Raw genomic sequence first — 16,278 nt, forward strand, 5'->3', positions numbered from 1 at the left:
CGGCGATAAAACGTGCAATTCACTTTATGAATGTAATTGGAATGTAGGGAAAGTTACTGAAAGTCAGTTACGGAGATTGTTAATAAAGTGCGCCAATTCAAACAACTGTTGTAGTTTTCTTTCACATTTTTTCTTAAAGTGATCAAGATCAATCAAGGCGTTAGTGTTGCTTGTTAGACTCGGCAGCATTGATATAGCACGAATTATTCACCCGACTTTTAGAATGTTGTCTATCCTTAGCACGTTAACCACGTGTACCTCCTAGCCGAGGCGAACGGTGAATTGAGTTCGCATATCAAGCCAAACGACTAACTTTATATATAAATGAGGAATCTATGTCAGACGCAGTTAACAAAGCGCATTCTGATTCGGATATCGAGACTAAGAGCTATCAAGAGCTTCACCGTCCAGCATCTGAGTTTGCCAGCCGCTCTGAATACCTAGACCACGAACTTCAAATCATGAAACCGCGCCGCTTTGGTCTTAACCTACCAGGCCGCGACTTCCGCTTTGAACTCGAAGATTTGGTACCTGCTCTAGCTGGTACTATCGGCATTATCGCAATGTACTCAGCGGTAATGATGTCATGGGCAGACGGTCTAACCGCCGCTTGGGATCACGTAAACCTTGGCAAAGAATTTGCCATCGAGGTAGCTCGTGTTGAAATGCTAATCCCAGCGTTATTGTTCTGTATTCTCGCATCAGGTTTCATCAACCCACGTGCCAACCTTGCAGGTAACCATGGCCCGATGATTCCGCTTATCGGTTCTATCGCGCTTGCCGGTGCTCACCCTCTTGCTCTTGCTATTCTTCTTGGTGTGTTCGGTCTGCTACTTAGCTACTTTAAAGGTGGTTCTAAGCTGGTTAACCTCACCTCTCAAGGTACTGCAGGTGGCCTCTTAATCTTCCTAGGCTTTACCGGTACTATGAGCCAAATCGGTTCAATCCAAGAGTGGGCGGTAAGTCTTCAGTCTGCGGACATTGAAGCTGGCAGCATGGGTTACATTGGTCTAATCGTATTAGGCATCAACATTGCTGTTTACGCATACCTTGCAAAAATCAACATGCGTTGGTTGGCAATTCCAGTATGTGCGGTAACGGGTCTACTTCTTGCGCTTGGTCTAGGTGCAGGCTTCGACTTAACGTTTGAAACGGAAATGGGCCTACCTAACCTTAACCCAGTTTACTGGTGGGGCAGCACAGAAGAGGGTTGGATGCTAGGTCTTCCTAACCTACAACACTTCATTGCCTCTCTACCGTTTGCGATTCTTGCTGTAGCGATGTGGTCTCCTGACTTCCTAGGTCACCGTATCTTCCAAGAGCTGAACTACCCACGTAAAACTGAAAAAGTTCTTATGGACGTTGATGACACTATGACTATGTGTTCTGTGCGTCAGATGGTTGGTACGGCAGTGGGTGGTGGTAACATCACGTCTTCTTGGGGTACTTACATGATCCCAGCTGCTATCGCTAAGCGTCCTATTCCAGGCGGTGCGATCCTTCTTGGTTCACTATGTATCATCGTGGCAATCCTTGGTTTCCCAATGGACGTTGCGGTATGGCCACCAGTAATGCGTATTGCTCTTCTGGTAGGTGTATTCCTTCCGCTACTAGAAGCGGGCATGCAGATGGTTAAAGAGACTAAAGATTCACAAGCTGCAGGTATCTGTATCTTTGCATCAGTAGTGGCAAACCCAGTACTAGCATGGGCTCTGACCATGTTCCTAGATAATAATGGCCTGATCGGTGACAAAGAGCGTGCTTCTCGTCTATCTTTTGTAGATAAGATTGTCATCCCAGTCGGTGTATTTGTAATCTGTCTAGTAGCAATGCTTGCTGTAGGTATGCTAGAAGGCCAGTACGGTATTCCAGCTTTCCTATAATATCTAGTTGATTATTTGGGCAGTGACATTCACTGCCCAAATTTTTATCACAGTTTTTTAAGATTTATTGATTTAGTTTAAGTTTTACAATTTATTTTTAGTGTAGGCTTGATTTTAGCGTCAGGAATGACAATATCTATAACCATACTAACCATAAGTGGTTATACGATATTTTTATTCAATGGTACTGGCTCTTCCTCTGAAGGGCATGCGTATAAAACGCACAGTACGTGTTTTTTCTACTAAAAAGGTAGGTATGTCATGGCAGAGCAATTTGCTAAAGCTTGGGAAGGTTTTGCTGCAGGTGACTGGCAAAACGAAGTAAACGTACGTGACTTCATTCAGAAGAACTACGCTCCTTATGAAGGCGACGAGTCTTTCCTAGTTTCTGAAGGTACTGAAGCGACTAACACGCTTTGGGCTAAAGTAATGGAAGGTATCAAGCAGGAAAACAGCACTCACGCTCCTGTTGATTTTGATACTTCTGTTATCTCTACCATCACTTCACATGATGCGGGCTACATCAGCAAAGACCTAGAAACAATCGTTGGTCTACAAACTGAAGCGCCTCTTAAGCGTGCAATCATGCCTAACGGCGGCGTGCGCATGATCGAAGGTTCTTGTAAAGCATACGGTCGTACGCTTGACCCACAAGTATCTAAAATCTACTCAGAGTACCGTAAAACACACAACCAAGGTGTTTTCGATGTTTACTCTCCTGACATCCTAAAATGTCGTAAGTCTGGTGTTTTGACTGGTCTTCCAGATGCATACGGCCGTGGTCGTATCATCGGTGACTACCGTCGTGTAGCACTGTACGGCGTAGACTTCCTAATGAAGGACAAAGTTGCTCAGTTCCACTCTACTCAAGAGAAACTAGAAGCTGGCGACGATCTACAAATGACTATGCAGTTGCGTGAAGAGCTTCAAGAGCAACACCGCGCGCTAGGTCAACTAAAAGAAATGGCAGCTTCTTACGGCTTCGACATTTCTGGTCCTGCGACGACTGCACAAGAAGCAATCCAGTGGACTTACTTCGGTTACCTAGCTGCTGTTAAATCTCAAAACGGCGCGGCAATGTCTTTAGGTCGTACTTCGACTTTCCTAGACGTTTACGTTGAGCGTGATATCGCTGCAGGTCTTATCACTGAAGAACAAGCTCAGGAAATGATCGACCACTTCGTAATGAAGCTACGTATGGTCCGCTTCCTGCGTACTCCTGAGTACGATGAGCTATTCTCTGGCGACCCAATCTGGGCAACAGAATCTATGGGTGGTATGGGTGTTGACGGTCGTACGCTTGTTACGCGTACAAACTTCCGTTTCCTAAACACGCTATACACTATGGGTCCTTCTCCAGAGCCAAACATCACTGTACTTTGGTCTGAGCAGCTGCCTGTTGGCTTCAAGAAGTTCTGTGCGAAGGTATCTATCGATACTTCTTCTATCCAGTACGAGAACGATGACCTAATGCGTCCAGATTTCGACAACGATGACTACGCTATCGCTTGTTGTGTATCGCCAATGGTTATCGGTAAGCACATGCAGTTCTTCGGCGCTCGTGCAAACCTAGCTAAAACTCTTCTATACGTTATCAACGGCGGTGTAGATGAGAAGCTTAAGATCCAAGTTGGTCCTAAGACTGAAGCAATGACTGACGAAGTTCTAGACTTCGACAAAGTTTGGGCTGGTCTAGACAACTTCATGGATTGGCTAGCAACACAATACGTGACTGCGCTGAACGCTATCCACTACTCACACGACAAGTACAGCTACGAAGCAGCTCTAATGGCACTTCATGACCGTGACGTACGTCGTACTATGGCATGTGGTATTGCTGGTCTATCTGTTGCAGCTGACTCTCTATCTGCTATCAAATACGGCCAAGTTAAGCCTATCCGTGACGAAGACGGTATCGCAATCGACTTCGACATCTCTGGCGACTACCCTAAATTTGGTAACAACGACGCACGTGTTGATGACATGGCTTGTGAGCTAGTAACTAGCTTCATGAACAAGATCCGTAAGCTTAAGACTTACCGTGACGCAGTACCTACACAGTCTATCCTTACTATCACTTCAAACGTGGTTTATGGTAAGAAAACTGGTACTACTCCAGACGGTCGTAAAGCAGGCGCTCCATTCGCTCCAGGTGCAAACCCAATGCACGGTCGCGACGAGAAAGGTGCTGTAGCTTCTCTTACTTCTGTAGGTAAACTACCGTTTGCTGACGCTAAAGATGGTATCTCGTACACCTTCTCTATCGTTCCAAACGCACTAGGTAAAGAAGAAGATTCACAACGTTCTAACCTTGCTGGTCTAATGGATGGTTACTTCCACCACGAAACTGGCGTTGAAGGTGGTCAACACCTAAACGTGAACGTTCTTAACCGTGAAACTCTAGAAGACGCAGTTAAGCACCCTGAGAAGTACCCTCAGCTAACAATCCGTGTATCTGGTTACGCTGTACGCTTTAACTCTCTAACTGCAGAGCAGCAAGCTGACGTAATCGCACGTACGTTCACTGAATCTCTATAATCTTCGATTATACTGGTTGAGATAAAAACCTCGCTTCGGCGAGGTTTTTTTATGCCCCTCGTATATCATTTACATCCATTCTTACCCACTAAGAATTAGTTACAAATAATCGACGTTGTTAGACCTTTATGACTCATAGATCACTGACGTCTCATTTCTAAACGTGTCACAATTACTTTACATAACTACATCTCTACTAGCCGTATTTGAAGAGAGTCGACACATCATGAAAATCTTAATCGCTTTGCCTGTGCTTCTCGCCAGCAGCTGTGTGCTTGCTTCTGAGCGCTCTACCCTTTCATTTTCTCTAGACAACGATGGAATTTGGGGTACCGACGAAGACTACACCAACGGAATTTTCCTATCGTATACCAGCGGAGCGATCACGCCTTGGGCAATTTTTAAACCACTGAGCCTTTCATATTGGGGAACATCGTCTCTTGATAAGGTTGAGTTCCAGCTTGGCCACAAAATGTGGACACCTTCCGATATTGAAGCCGATGTCCCAATTGCGAACGACCGCCCTTACGCCGGCTATTTTCATGGTGAGTTAAATTACATTAGTTTGCACCCACAACAGGCACAGCGCTTTAACGTAACTTTGGGCAGCACTGGCGAAGGTTCTTTTGCAGATAAAGCTCAGCAGTTGGTCCATTCCCTTGTTGGCTCGAAAGAGCCGAAAGGTTGGGCGTATCAAATTGAAGACAGAGTCGTTGGCAGTGTTGGCTATCTAACACACCTAAACTTAAAGCGAGAGCCCTTGTCCGGAAATAACGGCTGGGAAATCTCTAATGTGACAGAAGCTAACTTAGGCAATTTTAGAAGCGATGTTTCAACCGGGATGATGCTCCGATTTGGCTCAGAGCTAGGTGGCAACTTCGGGGCGGCCAACATAGGTACTGAGAATCCATTTAAAGCCGGTATGATTGGTGCGTCAAATCAGGGCTGGTTTACTTATTTCGGTGTGAAAGCCCGTTATCGATTTAACGATATTACCATCGAGGGCGAGCGCCCTGGAATACCAGAGCCAAGTGATGCTTATGATGTAACACTACAACCGATTCAAGGTGAGGCTGTATTGGGCGCGACTTGGTACAACGCCTACGTTGGCGTGAATATTTTTGCCGGAACCAAATCGGCAGAATACAAGGAGGCATCAAAGTCGATCTATGGCAATGGTGGAATTTCACTGTTTGCCTTCTTCTAGCTCCTGTAAGGTCTGTGATAGTCACTTCCATCAGCTGAAACAAAGCATTTACAATCACTGTATACAGTCATAATTAGTGTCAATATAACCCTACTTTTCCTGTCTAGATGGTGCGATTTGTAATAAAATAACGGGTAAAAATAAGTTAGTAGAGAAGAGCATATGTCAACAACAGGTCGCATTCACTCATTCGAATCTTGTGGTACCGTCGATGGACCAGGAATTCGTTTTATTGTCTTTATGCAAGGCTGTCTTATGCGCTGCAAGTATTGCCACAACCGCGATACTTGGGATACGCATGATGGCAAAGAAATCACTGTCGATGAACTAATTGCAGAGGCGAAATCTTACCGCCACTTCATGAATGCATCCGGTGGTGGTGTGACTTGCTCTGGTGGTGAGGCCATGCTTCAACCAGAATTTGTTCGTGACTTCTTTAGAGCAGCGCAAGCAGAAGGTATTCATACCTGTCTCGATACTAACGGCTATATCCGCAAACACACCGACGTCGTAGACGAAGTCCTTGAAGCGACCGATCTTGTGATGCTCGACCTAAAACACATGAAAGATGAAATCCACCAAGATTTTATTGGCGTATCAAACCGCCGCGTGTTGGACTTTGCTCGCTACCTTCACAAAATTGGACAAAAGACGTGGATTCGTTATGTGGTTGTTCCTGGCTACACCGATGACCCAGAAGCAGCACACATGCTAGGTGAGTTCATTAAAGACATGGACAACATCGAAAAAGTTGAGCTTTTGCCGTACCACAAACTGGGTGCGCACAAATGGGAAGCGCTTGGTTTTGACTACCCATTAGAAGGTGTTGAACCACCGAAAAAAGAAGTGATGGATGAAATTCAAAGCATCCTGCTTCAGTACACAGACACCGTCAAATACTAATCTGAGCCCAAACGCGCCATGCGTTTACCTTCAAATCTTTGACACGGAAAAAACGCGCTAGAAGGCGCGTTTTTTGTCATAAATATGTGTTGAGATCATGTTATAAGTCATACATATACTGTTAATCTGTCGATAATTCGTATTCATACATAAACTTATTAGAAAGTATTTAGTGAGGCTCTCAACATGGAAATGACAAACGCTCAACGTCTAATCCTATCTAACCAATACTACTTGATGGCGAAACTAACGCCGGAGAATGCGGCGAAGTACCAACGTCTTCAAACCATCGTCGAACGTGGCTACGAGCTGCAAATGCGCGAGATGAACAAAGAGTTCGGCTGCCTTGTAGAAGATGAGTGTCGCGAAGTTATCGACATCATGGAAATGTACCATGCGATGCAAGAATCAAACAAAATGCTGTCTGAAGAAGACCGTAAAGACGTCGATCAGCGTCGTCTGCAGTTCTTGGGCTTCGATATCGCTACAGAAGCACAGCTCGTAAACTATGCTCGCTTCTTAGTGGACTCTGAAGGTCTGTACCCACAATTCGACAAGGGTGACCACCACTTTAACAGTCATGTACCTATGCTGGACAAATATCGTCGCATGTTGGTTACGTGGAGAAACTGCCCACGCCAATACCACTTATCAAGTGCGGAGTTCCGTCAGATTTTTAACGCTTAAGACGTTTTTGAAGCAACTTAAGTCGTATTTTATGAAGAATACCCGCCATTATGAGCGGGTATTTTTTTGAGATTTTTTTTCTAATCACACGGTCATCTCCCATAGTTAGGACTTACGTACTATTAGTGAGACTAAGGTGATTTTTCCTGCGATCACAAAGGGATTTTGTAAATAAATGCATAATTGTTAAGCATTAATCTGAAAACCCTACTAGTCTTTAAATTGACATGGAGTCGCATTGTACATGTGTTGACAGTCAGCTTTGCAGGTTAAGGGGAATCAGCTATGAGTATTTTCGATCATTATCAAACGCGTTATGAAGCCGCAAAAGATGAAGAGTTATCAATTCAGGAATTCTTAGCTCTGTGTAAAGACGATAAAAGTGCTTATGCCAACGCTGCCGAACGTCTTCTACTCGCTATCGGCGAGCCTGAAGTCATCGACACGGCACAAGATCCACGCTTAAGTCGTATCTTCTCAAATCGTATTATCTCTCGTTACAAAACCTTTGAAGACTTTTATGGCATGGAAGACGCCATTGAGCAAATTGTGTCGTATCTAAAACACGCTGCGCAAGGTCTTGAAGAACGCAAACAAATTCTATACTTACTCGGCCCTGTAGGTGGTGGTAAATCATCACTTGCCGAGAAACTTAAAGCGTTAATGCAGAAAATGCCAATTTATGTGCTTTCTGCAAACGGCGAACGCAGTCCAGTCAGTGACCACCCATTCTGTCTCTTCGACGTCAATGAAGATGGTGACCTACTGAAAAGTGAATATGGCATCGAAAAGCGCTATTTGCGTTCTATCATGTCGCCGTGGGCAGCGAAACGTCTACACGAGTTCGGTGGTGACATCACTAAATTCAAAGTCGTCAAAGTACGACCATCTATCCTAGATCAAGTTGCTATCGCCAAAACTGAGCCGGGTGATGAAAACAACCAAGACATCTCAGCATTGGTTGGTAAAGTCGATATTCGCCAATTAGAGCATTACTCTCAAGACGATCCAGATGCCTACAGCTATTCAGGTGCACTTTGTCGTGCCAACCAAGGCTTGATGGAATTCGTTGAGATGTTCAAAGCACCAATCAAAGTGCTACACCCGCTGTTAACGGCGACTCAGGAAGGCAACTACAACGGTACTGAAGGTCTATCAGCGCTACCTTTCGATGGTATGATCCTTGCCCACTCAAATGAATCTGAGTGGCAAACCTTCCGCAACAATAAAAACAACGAGGCATTCTTAGACCGTGTCTACATCGTTAAAGTGCCTTACTGCTTGCGCGTGTCTGAAGAAGTTAAGATCTACCAAAAACTTCTTGAAAACAGTGAGCTATCAAAAGCGCCATGTTCACCAAGTACTCTTGAGTTACTTGGCCAGTTCAGTGTGCTTTCTCGCTTGAAAGAGCCAGAAAATTCATCACTGTTCTCGAAAATGCGCGTCTATGATGGTGAAACGCTCAAAGATACCGATCCAAAGGCGAAGAGCTACCAAGAGTACCGCGACTATGCCGGTGTTGATGAAGGTATGTCCGGTCTTTCTACCCGTTTCGCATTTAAGATCTTGTCTCGCGTATTCAACTTTGATCAAACCGAAGTTGCCGCAAACCCGGTTCATCTGTTTTACGTCATTGAACAACAGATCGAGCGCGAGCAGTTCCCACAAGAAGTCGGTGAGAAGTACCTTGAGTTCTTAAAAGGCTATCTAGTTCCTCGCTATGTAGAGTTCATTGGTAAAGAAATCCAGACCGCGTACTTAGAGTCTTACTCAGAATACGGCCAAAACATCTTTGACCGTTACGTCACCTACGCTGACTTCTGGATCCAAGACCAAGAGTATCGTGACCCAGAAACAGGCCAGCTATTTGATCGTGCTTCTCTTAACGAAGAACTAGAGAAGATCGAGAAAACAGCTGGGATCAGTAACCCGAAAGACTTCCGTAATGAGATTGTGAACTTCGTATTGCGTGCTCGTGCGAATAACAATGGCTCGAATCCGGTTTGGACTAGCTATGAGAAGCTACGCACCGTTATCGAGAAGAAAATGTTCTCGAACACCGAGGAGCTACTGCCTGTTATTTCATTCAACGCGAAAACGTCTTCAGAAGACCAGCGCAAGCATGATGATTTCGTTAATCGCATGATGGAAAAAGGCTACACCGAGAAACAAGTCAGATTGCTGTCTGAGTGGTACTTGAGAGTTCGTAAATCCTCATAGACCTACCTGACTGATTAGTTGCAGCCCCGAGCGAGCGCTCGGGTGCTGTATGGTGAGGGGAAGACAGGGAGTTACTCATGGCACAATTTATTGATAGACGCTTAAACGGCAAGAACAAAAGTGCCGTTAACAGACAGCGTTTTCTGCGCAGACATAAGCAGAAAATCAAAGAGTCCGTGACCGATGCAGTCAATCGCCGCTCGATCACGAACACGGAAACGGGTGAAGACGTTTCTATTCCAAGCAAAGACCTCAGCGAGCCTATCTTTCATCAAGGGCAAGGGGGCGTAAAAGAGCGCGTCCATCCAGGTAACGACCAGTTTATTACCGGTGATAAAATTGAACGTCCACCTAAAGGCGGTCAAGGCGGCGGTGCAGGTCAAGGCGAGGCCAGTCCTGATGGGGAAGGTGAAGACGAATTTGTATTCCAGATCTCGAAAGACGAATATCTCGACATCTTATTCGAAGATCTCGCTCTACCTAATTTAAAGAAAAACCAAATCAACAAAATCAAAGAGTGGAAAACTCATCGTGCTGGTTACCAAACGGCGGGTATGCCCTCTAATATTGCTATTGTGCGCTCACTTCAGCAGTCGCTTGCACGTCGCACCGCGATGACTGCCGGCAAACGTAAGATGCTCGATGAGCTTAATAAGCAGCTTGATGAGATTAAAATCAGCGAGCCTGCTCAACCTTTGGAAGAGAAGCGACTCAAAGAAGAGATCGCGTCGCTTCGCAAGAAAATCGACAGCGTGCCGTTTATAGACACCTTCGACCTTCGATTTAAAAACTACGAAAAACGTCCAGTCCCTTCCAGCCAAGCGGTTATGTTCTGCTTGATGGATGTCTCTGGCTCTATGGATCAAGCCACAAAAGACATTGCTAAACGCTTCTATGTCTTGTTGTACTTGTTCTTAACACGAACCTATGAAAACGTCGAAGTAGTATTTATTCGCCACCATACTCAGGCCAAAGAAGTCGACGAGCATGAGTTTTTCTATTCTCAAGAAACCGGTGGCACCATCGTATCTAGTGCATTGAAACTCATGAAAGAGATCGTAGAAGACCGCTACCCAACCGGAGAGTGGAATATCTATGCTGCGCAGGCATCCGATGGCGATAACTGGGCCGACGACTCACCGCGTTGTCGTGACTTACTGGTCAACAAATTGCTGCCAGCTTGTCAGTATTACTCATACATCGAGATCACTCGTCGAACTCATCAAACGTTATGGCATGAGTACGAGAAACTCGAAAATGACTTTGACAACTTTGCGATGAAGAATATTCGTTCGGTAGACGACATATTCCCTGTGTTTAGGGAGTTGTTTCAAAAAGAGACAGCATAGGGAGACGTGCTATGACCACAGAGACTAAGACAAATTCTAAGGTGCTGCCAGATGGCCCCGATTGGACCTTTGATATGCTTGAACGCTATCACGTTGAGATAAAGCGTGTTGCGAAGCACTATAGATTAGACACTTACCCAAACCAAATCGAGGTTATCACCTCGGAGCAGATGATGGATGCCTATTCGAGCATAGGCATGCCGATCAACTACAACCATTGGTCGTTTGGTAAGAAGTTTATTCAAACCGAACAAGGCTACAAACACGGACAAATGGGGTTGGCGTACGAAATCGTGATTAACTCCGACCCATGTATTGCCTACCTAATGGAAGAGAACTCGGTCACCATGCAAGCGCTCGTCATGGCGCATGCATGTTATGGCCATAACTCATTCTTTAAAGGCAATTACTTGTTCCAAACCTGGACAGATGCCAGCTCGATCATCGACTACTTGCTGTTTGCCAAAAAGTACATTGCAGATTGTGAGCAAAAGTATGGTGTTGAAGAGGTAGAGCAAACTCTCGATTCTTGTCACGCTCTGATGAACTACGGGGTAGATAGGTACAAACGACCTGAGAAAATATCGATTGCAGAAGAGAAAGCCCGTCAAGAAGAGCGCGAATCTTACTTGCAATCACAGGTCAATGAGCTTTGGAAAACCGTACCTAAAAATCGCACCAAAGAGGAAACGCAGAAGGTACGCTTCCCTTCAGAGCCACAAGAGAACATTCTCTATTTCATTGAGAAAAATGCACCGCTGCTGGAGCCTTGGCAACGAGAAATCGTACGCATTGTGCGTAAGGTAAGCCAATACTTCTATCCGCAAAAACAAACCCAGGTGATGAACGAAGGCTGGGCGACATTCTGGCATTACACCATTTTGAATCATCTCTACGATGAAGGTTTGGTGTCGGATAAGTTCATCCTAGAGTTTCTGCATAGCCACACAAGCGTTGTCGCGCAACCTGCGTACAACAGTCCATACTTTAGCGGTATCAACCCTTATGCGCTTGGCTTTGCCATGTTTCAGGACATTAAACGTATTTGTGAAGATCCCACTGACGAAGACAAAGAGTGGTTCCCTGAGCTCGCGGGAAGCGACTGGTTAGAGGCGGTGCACTTTGCCATGCACAACTTCAAAGACGAGAGTTTTATTAGCCAGTACTTGTCACCTCGCTTGATGCGAGAGTTCAAGTTCTTCTCGATACTCGATGATGACCGTAAAAACTTCGTTGAAGTGTCCGCGATTCATGACGAAATGGGTTATCGACAAATCCGAGAAAAACTCGCTGCACAATACAACTTAAGTAACTTAGAGCCGAACATCCAAGTTTACAACGTTGATGTTCGAGGCGACCGTTCTCTCACTCTACAGCACGTTCCACACAACCGCATTCCTCTTGATAAGGGGCACGAAGAGGTGTTGAAACATTTATACCGTTTGTGGGGCTTTGACGTGATTTTGGAAGAAGTGAAAGAGTCAGGCCGACGAGAAATACTGGGGACATGCCCTAAACGGGAGCCATATAACGCCAGTATTTAACGAATCAGGTAACCCCTTATTCCCCTTAGGACGTGACCTGAGCCTAAGCGGATTACTGCTTTGCAGTAATCCGCTTAATTTTTTCGGCCTGACCTTCAGTATACGTGATATAAAGGCGAAGGTAACAACTAGGTTCACTCATTTACGATTAGTATGAAGAAAATATTATTATCTGTGACAGCGCTACTCGCTGCTCTTATCGCCCTACTCGCCTGGGTTTTCATTCCCAACCATGAGCGTCTTGGTCCTCAAACCAATATCGTAACACTCAATGATGAGTTTACGGTCCAGGCATACCGTGTGTTATCCACCGATCCTGATGCCAACAGCAAGTTCGCCTACTTCATTGTCGCCGGAGAGCACCCTTTAGATGAGAAAGCGCCATTCTTAGTCACGTCAGATCAATTTGCTAAAGTCACAGTCACTGGCTATCAAACCGTTCAGGTATCACTGCGTGGTCGTGTTTATCAGTTTCATAACGATGTTTGGGCAGATAAAGGTACCGGACAGATTGCTCGCTGGTTTATCAGCTTAGAAGCCAATTACACGCGATAACCGCGCTAAACTGAATAGCTTTAGAAAACAAACAAAAACAGCGACGTCATCGTCGCTGTTTTTCATTCTCGCTTTCATTGAGCAGCCAAGATAACCTTGGTTAAGCATTCACCTTGGTTAAGCATTCACCTTGATTAAACAATCGGACGTTGGCCTCGGTTGATAAGCTTCATCAGTACGTTATCAGCCGCATCACCCGCGACGCCAGACAGCTTATCGGTCAGCTTTTTCTTTTGAACATAAGAAATCGCCAATACCGTTTTGTCTTTGCACGCTTCGATAACGATATCATCAGAGGCTTTGATCTCATCAACCAAGCCAAGCTCTTTAGCTTGAGTCCCGAACCAATGTTCGCCTGTCGCTACTTTATCAAGATCGAGTTCAGGTCTGTGCTCACGAATGAAATCTTTAAACAGACCGTGAGTCTCTTCCAGCTCTTGCTTAAACTTATCGCGCGCCTTATCGGTGTTTTCACCAAACATGGTTAGTGTACGTTTGTACTCACCTGCGGTTAGCTGCTCAAATTCAATATCATTCTTTTTCAAAAGCTTATTAAAGTTTGGCAGTTGAGCAATCACACCAATCGAACCAACAACCGCAAACGGTGCTGAGACAATTTTATCGGCGATGCAAGCCATCATATAGCCGCCACTCGCCGCCACTTTATCTACCGCAATAGTCAGTGGCAGGTTCGCCGCTTTGATGCGATCGAGCTGAGAAGATGCTAAACCGTAGGCATGAACCATGCCGCCACCAGACTCAAGGCGTACCAGTACTTCATCACCTTCTTTCGCGACCGCCAAAATAGCACTCACTTCTTCACGTAGCGAGGCTACTTCTTTGGCATCAATGCTGCCAACAAAGTCCAGTACAAACAGGTGCGGTTCGCGTTGGCTTTCAAGCGCACCATCTTTAGCCGCTTTCTTCACCTCTTTCTCACGCTGCTTGTCTTTCTCTTTTTGCGCTTTCTTTTCCGCTTTGTTGCGTGCTTTAAGGAACGCGTCATCGTGAAGGTGATGCTCTAGATGCTCAACGGTGTGTTTGCGCTGCTCAGTAAGGTTAGTGACCTCAAGCTCGCCCTTCGCGCCGCCTGAACGTCCACCCACTGATTTGGCAACAATGATTAACGCCACAATCGCGACGACCACTGTCACGATCTTGGCTAAAAATAATCCGTAGTCTAATAAAAATTCCAATGTCTTATCCCCTGTACGACGAATTAGTGTATTGTAACTAACTTGTCACGATTACCAACAAGAATTATACCCAAGGAAGTGTCACGTGGAATATTCAACCGCTCCTAACGCTTTGCAAGGCAAAGTGATTTTGGTTACCGGCGCGGGTGCCGGTATTGGTCGCCAGGCCGCATTAAGCTATGCAGAACATGGCGCCACGGTAATTTTGCTAGGCCGTAATGTTAACAACCTAGAGTTGGTTTACGATGAGATCGAGAAGCGTGGTTATCCTCAACCGGCTATCATCCCGCTCGATTTAAAAGGCGCAACCAAACAAAACTATGTCGATATGGCAGAAACGATTGAAAGTCAATTTGGTCAACTCGATGGCGTTTTGCACAATGCTGGCGTACTTGGCACGCTAAGCCCATTCGACCAAATCGATGAAGAGACGTTTGATGACGTGATGCAAATCAACGTCAAAGCGGAGTTTTTGATGACGCAAGCTTTGCTGCCAATCATGAAGAAAGCAGACGCTGCTCGCATCGTCTTTACCTCTTCAACCGTTGGTCACTCAGGCCGTGCGTTCTGGGGAACCTATGCAATCTCCAAGTTCGCGGTAGAAGGCATGATGCAAATTCTGGCTGATGAGCTAAGCGATACCGCAGTTCGTGTCAATGCGATTAACCCTGGCGCGACACGTACTCGTATGCGTGAAAAAGCCTACCCTGGTGAAGATGCCAACACACTAAAAACGCCACTGGATATCATGCCGCTTTATCTGCACCTTATGGATCCAAGCGTAACGGATGTCAACGGTCAGTGTATTGACGCGCAGCCTAAGCGCTAACTCTTAATAACCCAGACCAATATAAACTGAAAAAGCGGTATACCTCATTGGGTGTGCCGCTTTTTATATGTTCGCCCCCATTACCGTGCAACTGTTTCTCCACCAGCGTTGCTAACGAGTGAAATGATGCTGTGCGAGAAAATCGGCAGCGACAGCACTGCCGTGTTCGTAGTCTTCCAATATTTGGTCTTTTTGGCTCAACAAGCCCTTCGAAGAGAGTTCGTGTTTCGGTTGAATGTGCCAAAGATTGACATCTTCTGGCGGCGATAATAGAAACTGCTCAACTTCAGCATGGTTAGCGTAATGTGAAACCAACATATCAAGGTGGCTTGTGCTACTGCGGCTAAACGGAGTACGTTTGTTCTGAATATCGATCAACTTAGCCAACTTTTCGTTATCTTGGATCCACTGCTTTAGGTTCAGTTTCTCTCCTGCCATCAACTGATATTGCTCTCGGTAAGACGCAAGGCGAGAATCGGTTAGACGCTGATAATCGGCCTTCATATTGGCGACCTTTTCCTGAAACTGCTTTTGGAACTCAGTCAGCTTCTCCTTAGTGCCAGACACTTTAAGGTGGCGAATGTGCGTCTCTAGACCTGCTTCCAGTTCTTTCTTCCACTTTTCCACTGATTCGCGCACTGGTGACATGGATGTGACGGGCTGTTTTGGCTCTGGAATGGTGCTGATCACGACCATGTTATTGATGCCACGACGATAGGACTCTTCTACTGGAATCGTCGCCGATACGCCGCCATCTACCCACTTTTTACCATCAAATTCAATATCATGATAATAAAGCATTGGGATCGCACAGGTTGCTCGCAGCACATCAAACCAATTGTCCGCAAAAATGGGATAGTAGTAATCTTTGAGCTCTTCCACATCAGTAATACAAGCAAGTGCAACACGCTCATCACCAAGGTTTTGCTTTCCTCTTTCTAGATCGAGCGGAAACTCACCGCTATTGACGAAATCAAACGCCCAATCCAAATCCATCGGCTGCTGCTTTTGCAAGAACTTGTTCATATCGAAAAAGCGCTCACGGGTGGTGTAGTTGAGTATAAAATCCAGCCCTATTCCTCGCTGTTTCGCAACAAACGAAGAGACATTCAACGCCCCTGCTGATGTACCAATGTAGAGCGAGAATGGGTCGAAATCGGCATCAATAAACTTATCTAGCACGCCAGAAGCAAATGCGCCTTTTTGCCCTCCACCTTGCACGATCAGCGAGTATTTTTTTTGTTGTTGATTGAACACGCTAGCTTTCTCCACGTCTTGTTTCTCCGCTACATTCAGCCATAAACGATAGCCATAGGTTGAGATTAAAATATTTGCTCTACTGTTTACACTGTTTTTTTGTTAGCTCT

At 45.5% G+C, this 16,278-nt stretch carries 12 protein-coding genes; 10 read left to right on the forward strand and 2 right to left on the reverse strand.

The window, feature by feature from the left end; translation table 11 throughout:
• Positions 1–335 precede the first annotated feature (335 nt).
• The 9 genes from ACJB0T_RS10265 (at position 336) to ACJB0T_RS10305 (ending at position 12,886) form a co-directional block, all read left to right on the forward strand.
• Positions 336–1,883, forward strand: coding sequence for a DUF3360 family protein (locus ACJB0T_RS10265; RefSeq protein WP_353496568.1), 1,548 nt, complete (start codon positions 336–338; stop codon positions 1,881–1,883).
• 261 nt (positions 1,884–2,144) lie between these two features.
• A complete protein-coding gene (gene pflB, locus ACJB0T_RS10270) occupies positions 2,145–4,421 on the forward strand; it encodes a formate C-acetyltransferase (protein ID WP_353496569.1) in 2,277 nt (758 codons plus the stop codon).
• A gap of 226 nt (positions 4,422–4,647) precedes the next feature.
• Positions 4,648–5,628 carry a lipid A deacylase LpxR family protein gene (locus ACJB0T_RS10275; protein ID WP_479290690.1) on the forward strand — a complete coding sequence of 327 codons (981 nt, stop codon included), beginning with the start codon at positions 4,648–4,650 and terminating at the stop codon, positions 5,626–5,628.
• Between the two features lie 162 nt (positions 5,629–5,790).
• Entirely contained in the window at positions 5,791–6,531 is a 741-nt protein-coding gene (gene pflA, locus ACJB0T_RS10280) for a pyruvate formate lyase 1-activating protein (RefSeq protein ID WP_112478099.1), read from the forward strand.
• A gap of 186 nt (positions 6,532–6,717) precedes the next feature.
• A complete protein-coding gene (locus tag ACJB0T_RS10285) occupies positions 6,718–7,218 on the forward strand; it encodes a YfbU family protein (protein WP_479290691.1) in 501 nt (166 codons plus the stop codon).
• 285 nt (positions 7,219–7,503) lie between these two features.
• Positions 7,504–9,438: a PrkA family serine protein kinase gene (locus ACJB0T_RS10290; protein ID WP_042501888.1), complete on the forward strand. Its 1,935-nt coding sequence runs from the start codon at positions 7,504–7,506 to the stop codon at positions 9,436–9,438.
• Positions 9,439–9,515: 77 nt separating this feature from the next.
• Positions 9,516–10,787, forward strand: coding sequence for a YeaH/YhbH family protein (locus ACJB0T_RS10295; protein WP_479290692.1), 1,272 nt, complete (start codon positions 9,516–9,518; stop codon positions 10,785–10,787).
• Positions 10,788–10,798: 11 nt separating this feature from the next.
• Complete coding sequence (locus tag ACJB0T_RS10300) at positions 10,799–12,331, forward strand: SpoVR family protein (protein WP_479290693.1); 1,533 nt, start codon at positions 10,799–10,801, stop codon at positions 12,329–12,331.
• A gap of 153 nt (positions 12,332–12,484) precedes the next feature.
• Complete coding sequence (locus ACJB0T_RS10305) at positions 12,485–12,886, forward strand: hypothetical protein (protein ID WP_479290694.1); 402 nt, start codon at positions 12,485–12,487, stop codon at positions 12,884–12,886.
• Between the two features lie 134 nt (positions 12,887–13,020).
• Here the strand turns inward: ACJB0T_RS10305 and sohB are convergent, their stop codons facing one another.
• Positions 13,021–14,082, reverse strand: a complete 1,062-nt coding sequence (gene sohB / locus ACJB0T_RS10310; protein WP_479290695.1) for a protease SohB — start codon at positions 14,080–14,082, stop codon at positions 13,021–13,023.
• An 85-nt stretch (positions 14,083–14,167) separates the two neighbouring features.
• Here sohB and ACJB0T_RS10315 point away from each other — a divergent pair, with 85 nt between their 5' ends.
• Positions 14,168–14,911 carry a YciK family oxidoreductase gene (locus ACJB0T_RS10315; RefSeq protein WP_479290696.1) on the forward strand — a complete coding sequence of 248 codons (744 nt, stop codon included), beginning with the start codon at positions 14,168–14,170 and terminating at the stop codon, positions 14,909–14,911.
• A gap of 111 nt (positions 14,912–15,022) precedes the next feature.
• Here ACJB0T_RS10315 and ACJB0T_RS10320 read toward each other — a convergent pair whose 3' ends face one another.
• Complete coding sequence (locus ACJB0T_RS10320; protein WP_479290697.1) at positions 15,023–16,183, reverse strand: patatin-like phospholipase family protein; 1,161 nt, start codon at positions 16,181–16,183, stop codon at positions 15,023–15,025.
• Positions 16,184–16,278 lie beyond the last annotated feature (95 nt).

This window comes from Vibrio sp. CB1-5 (genome assembly GCF_059412285.1).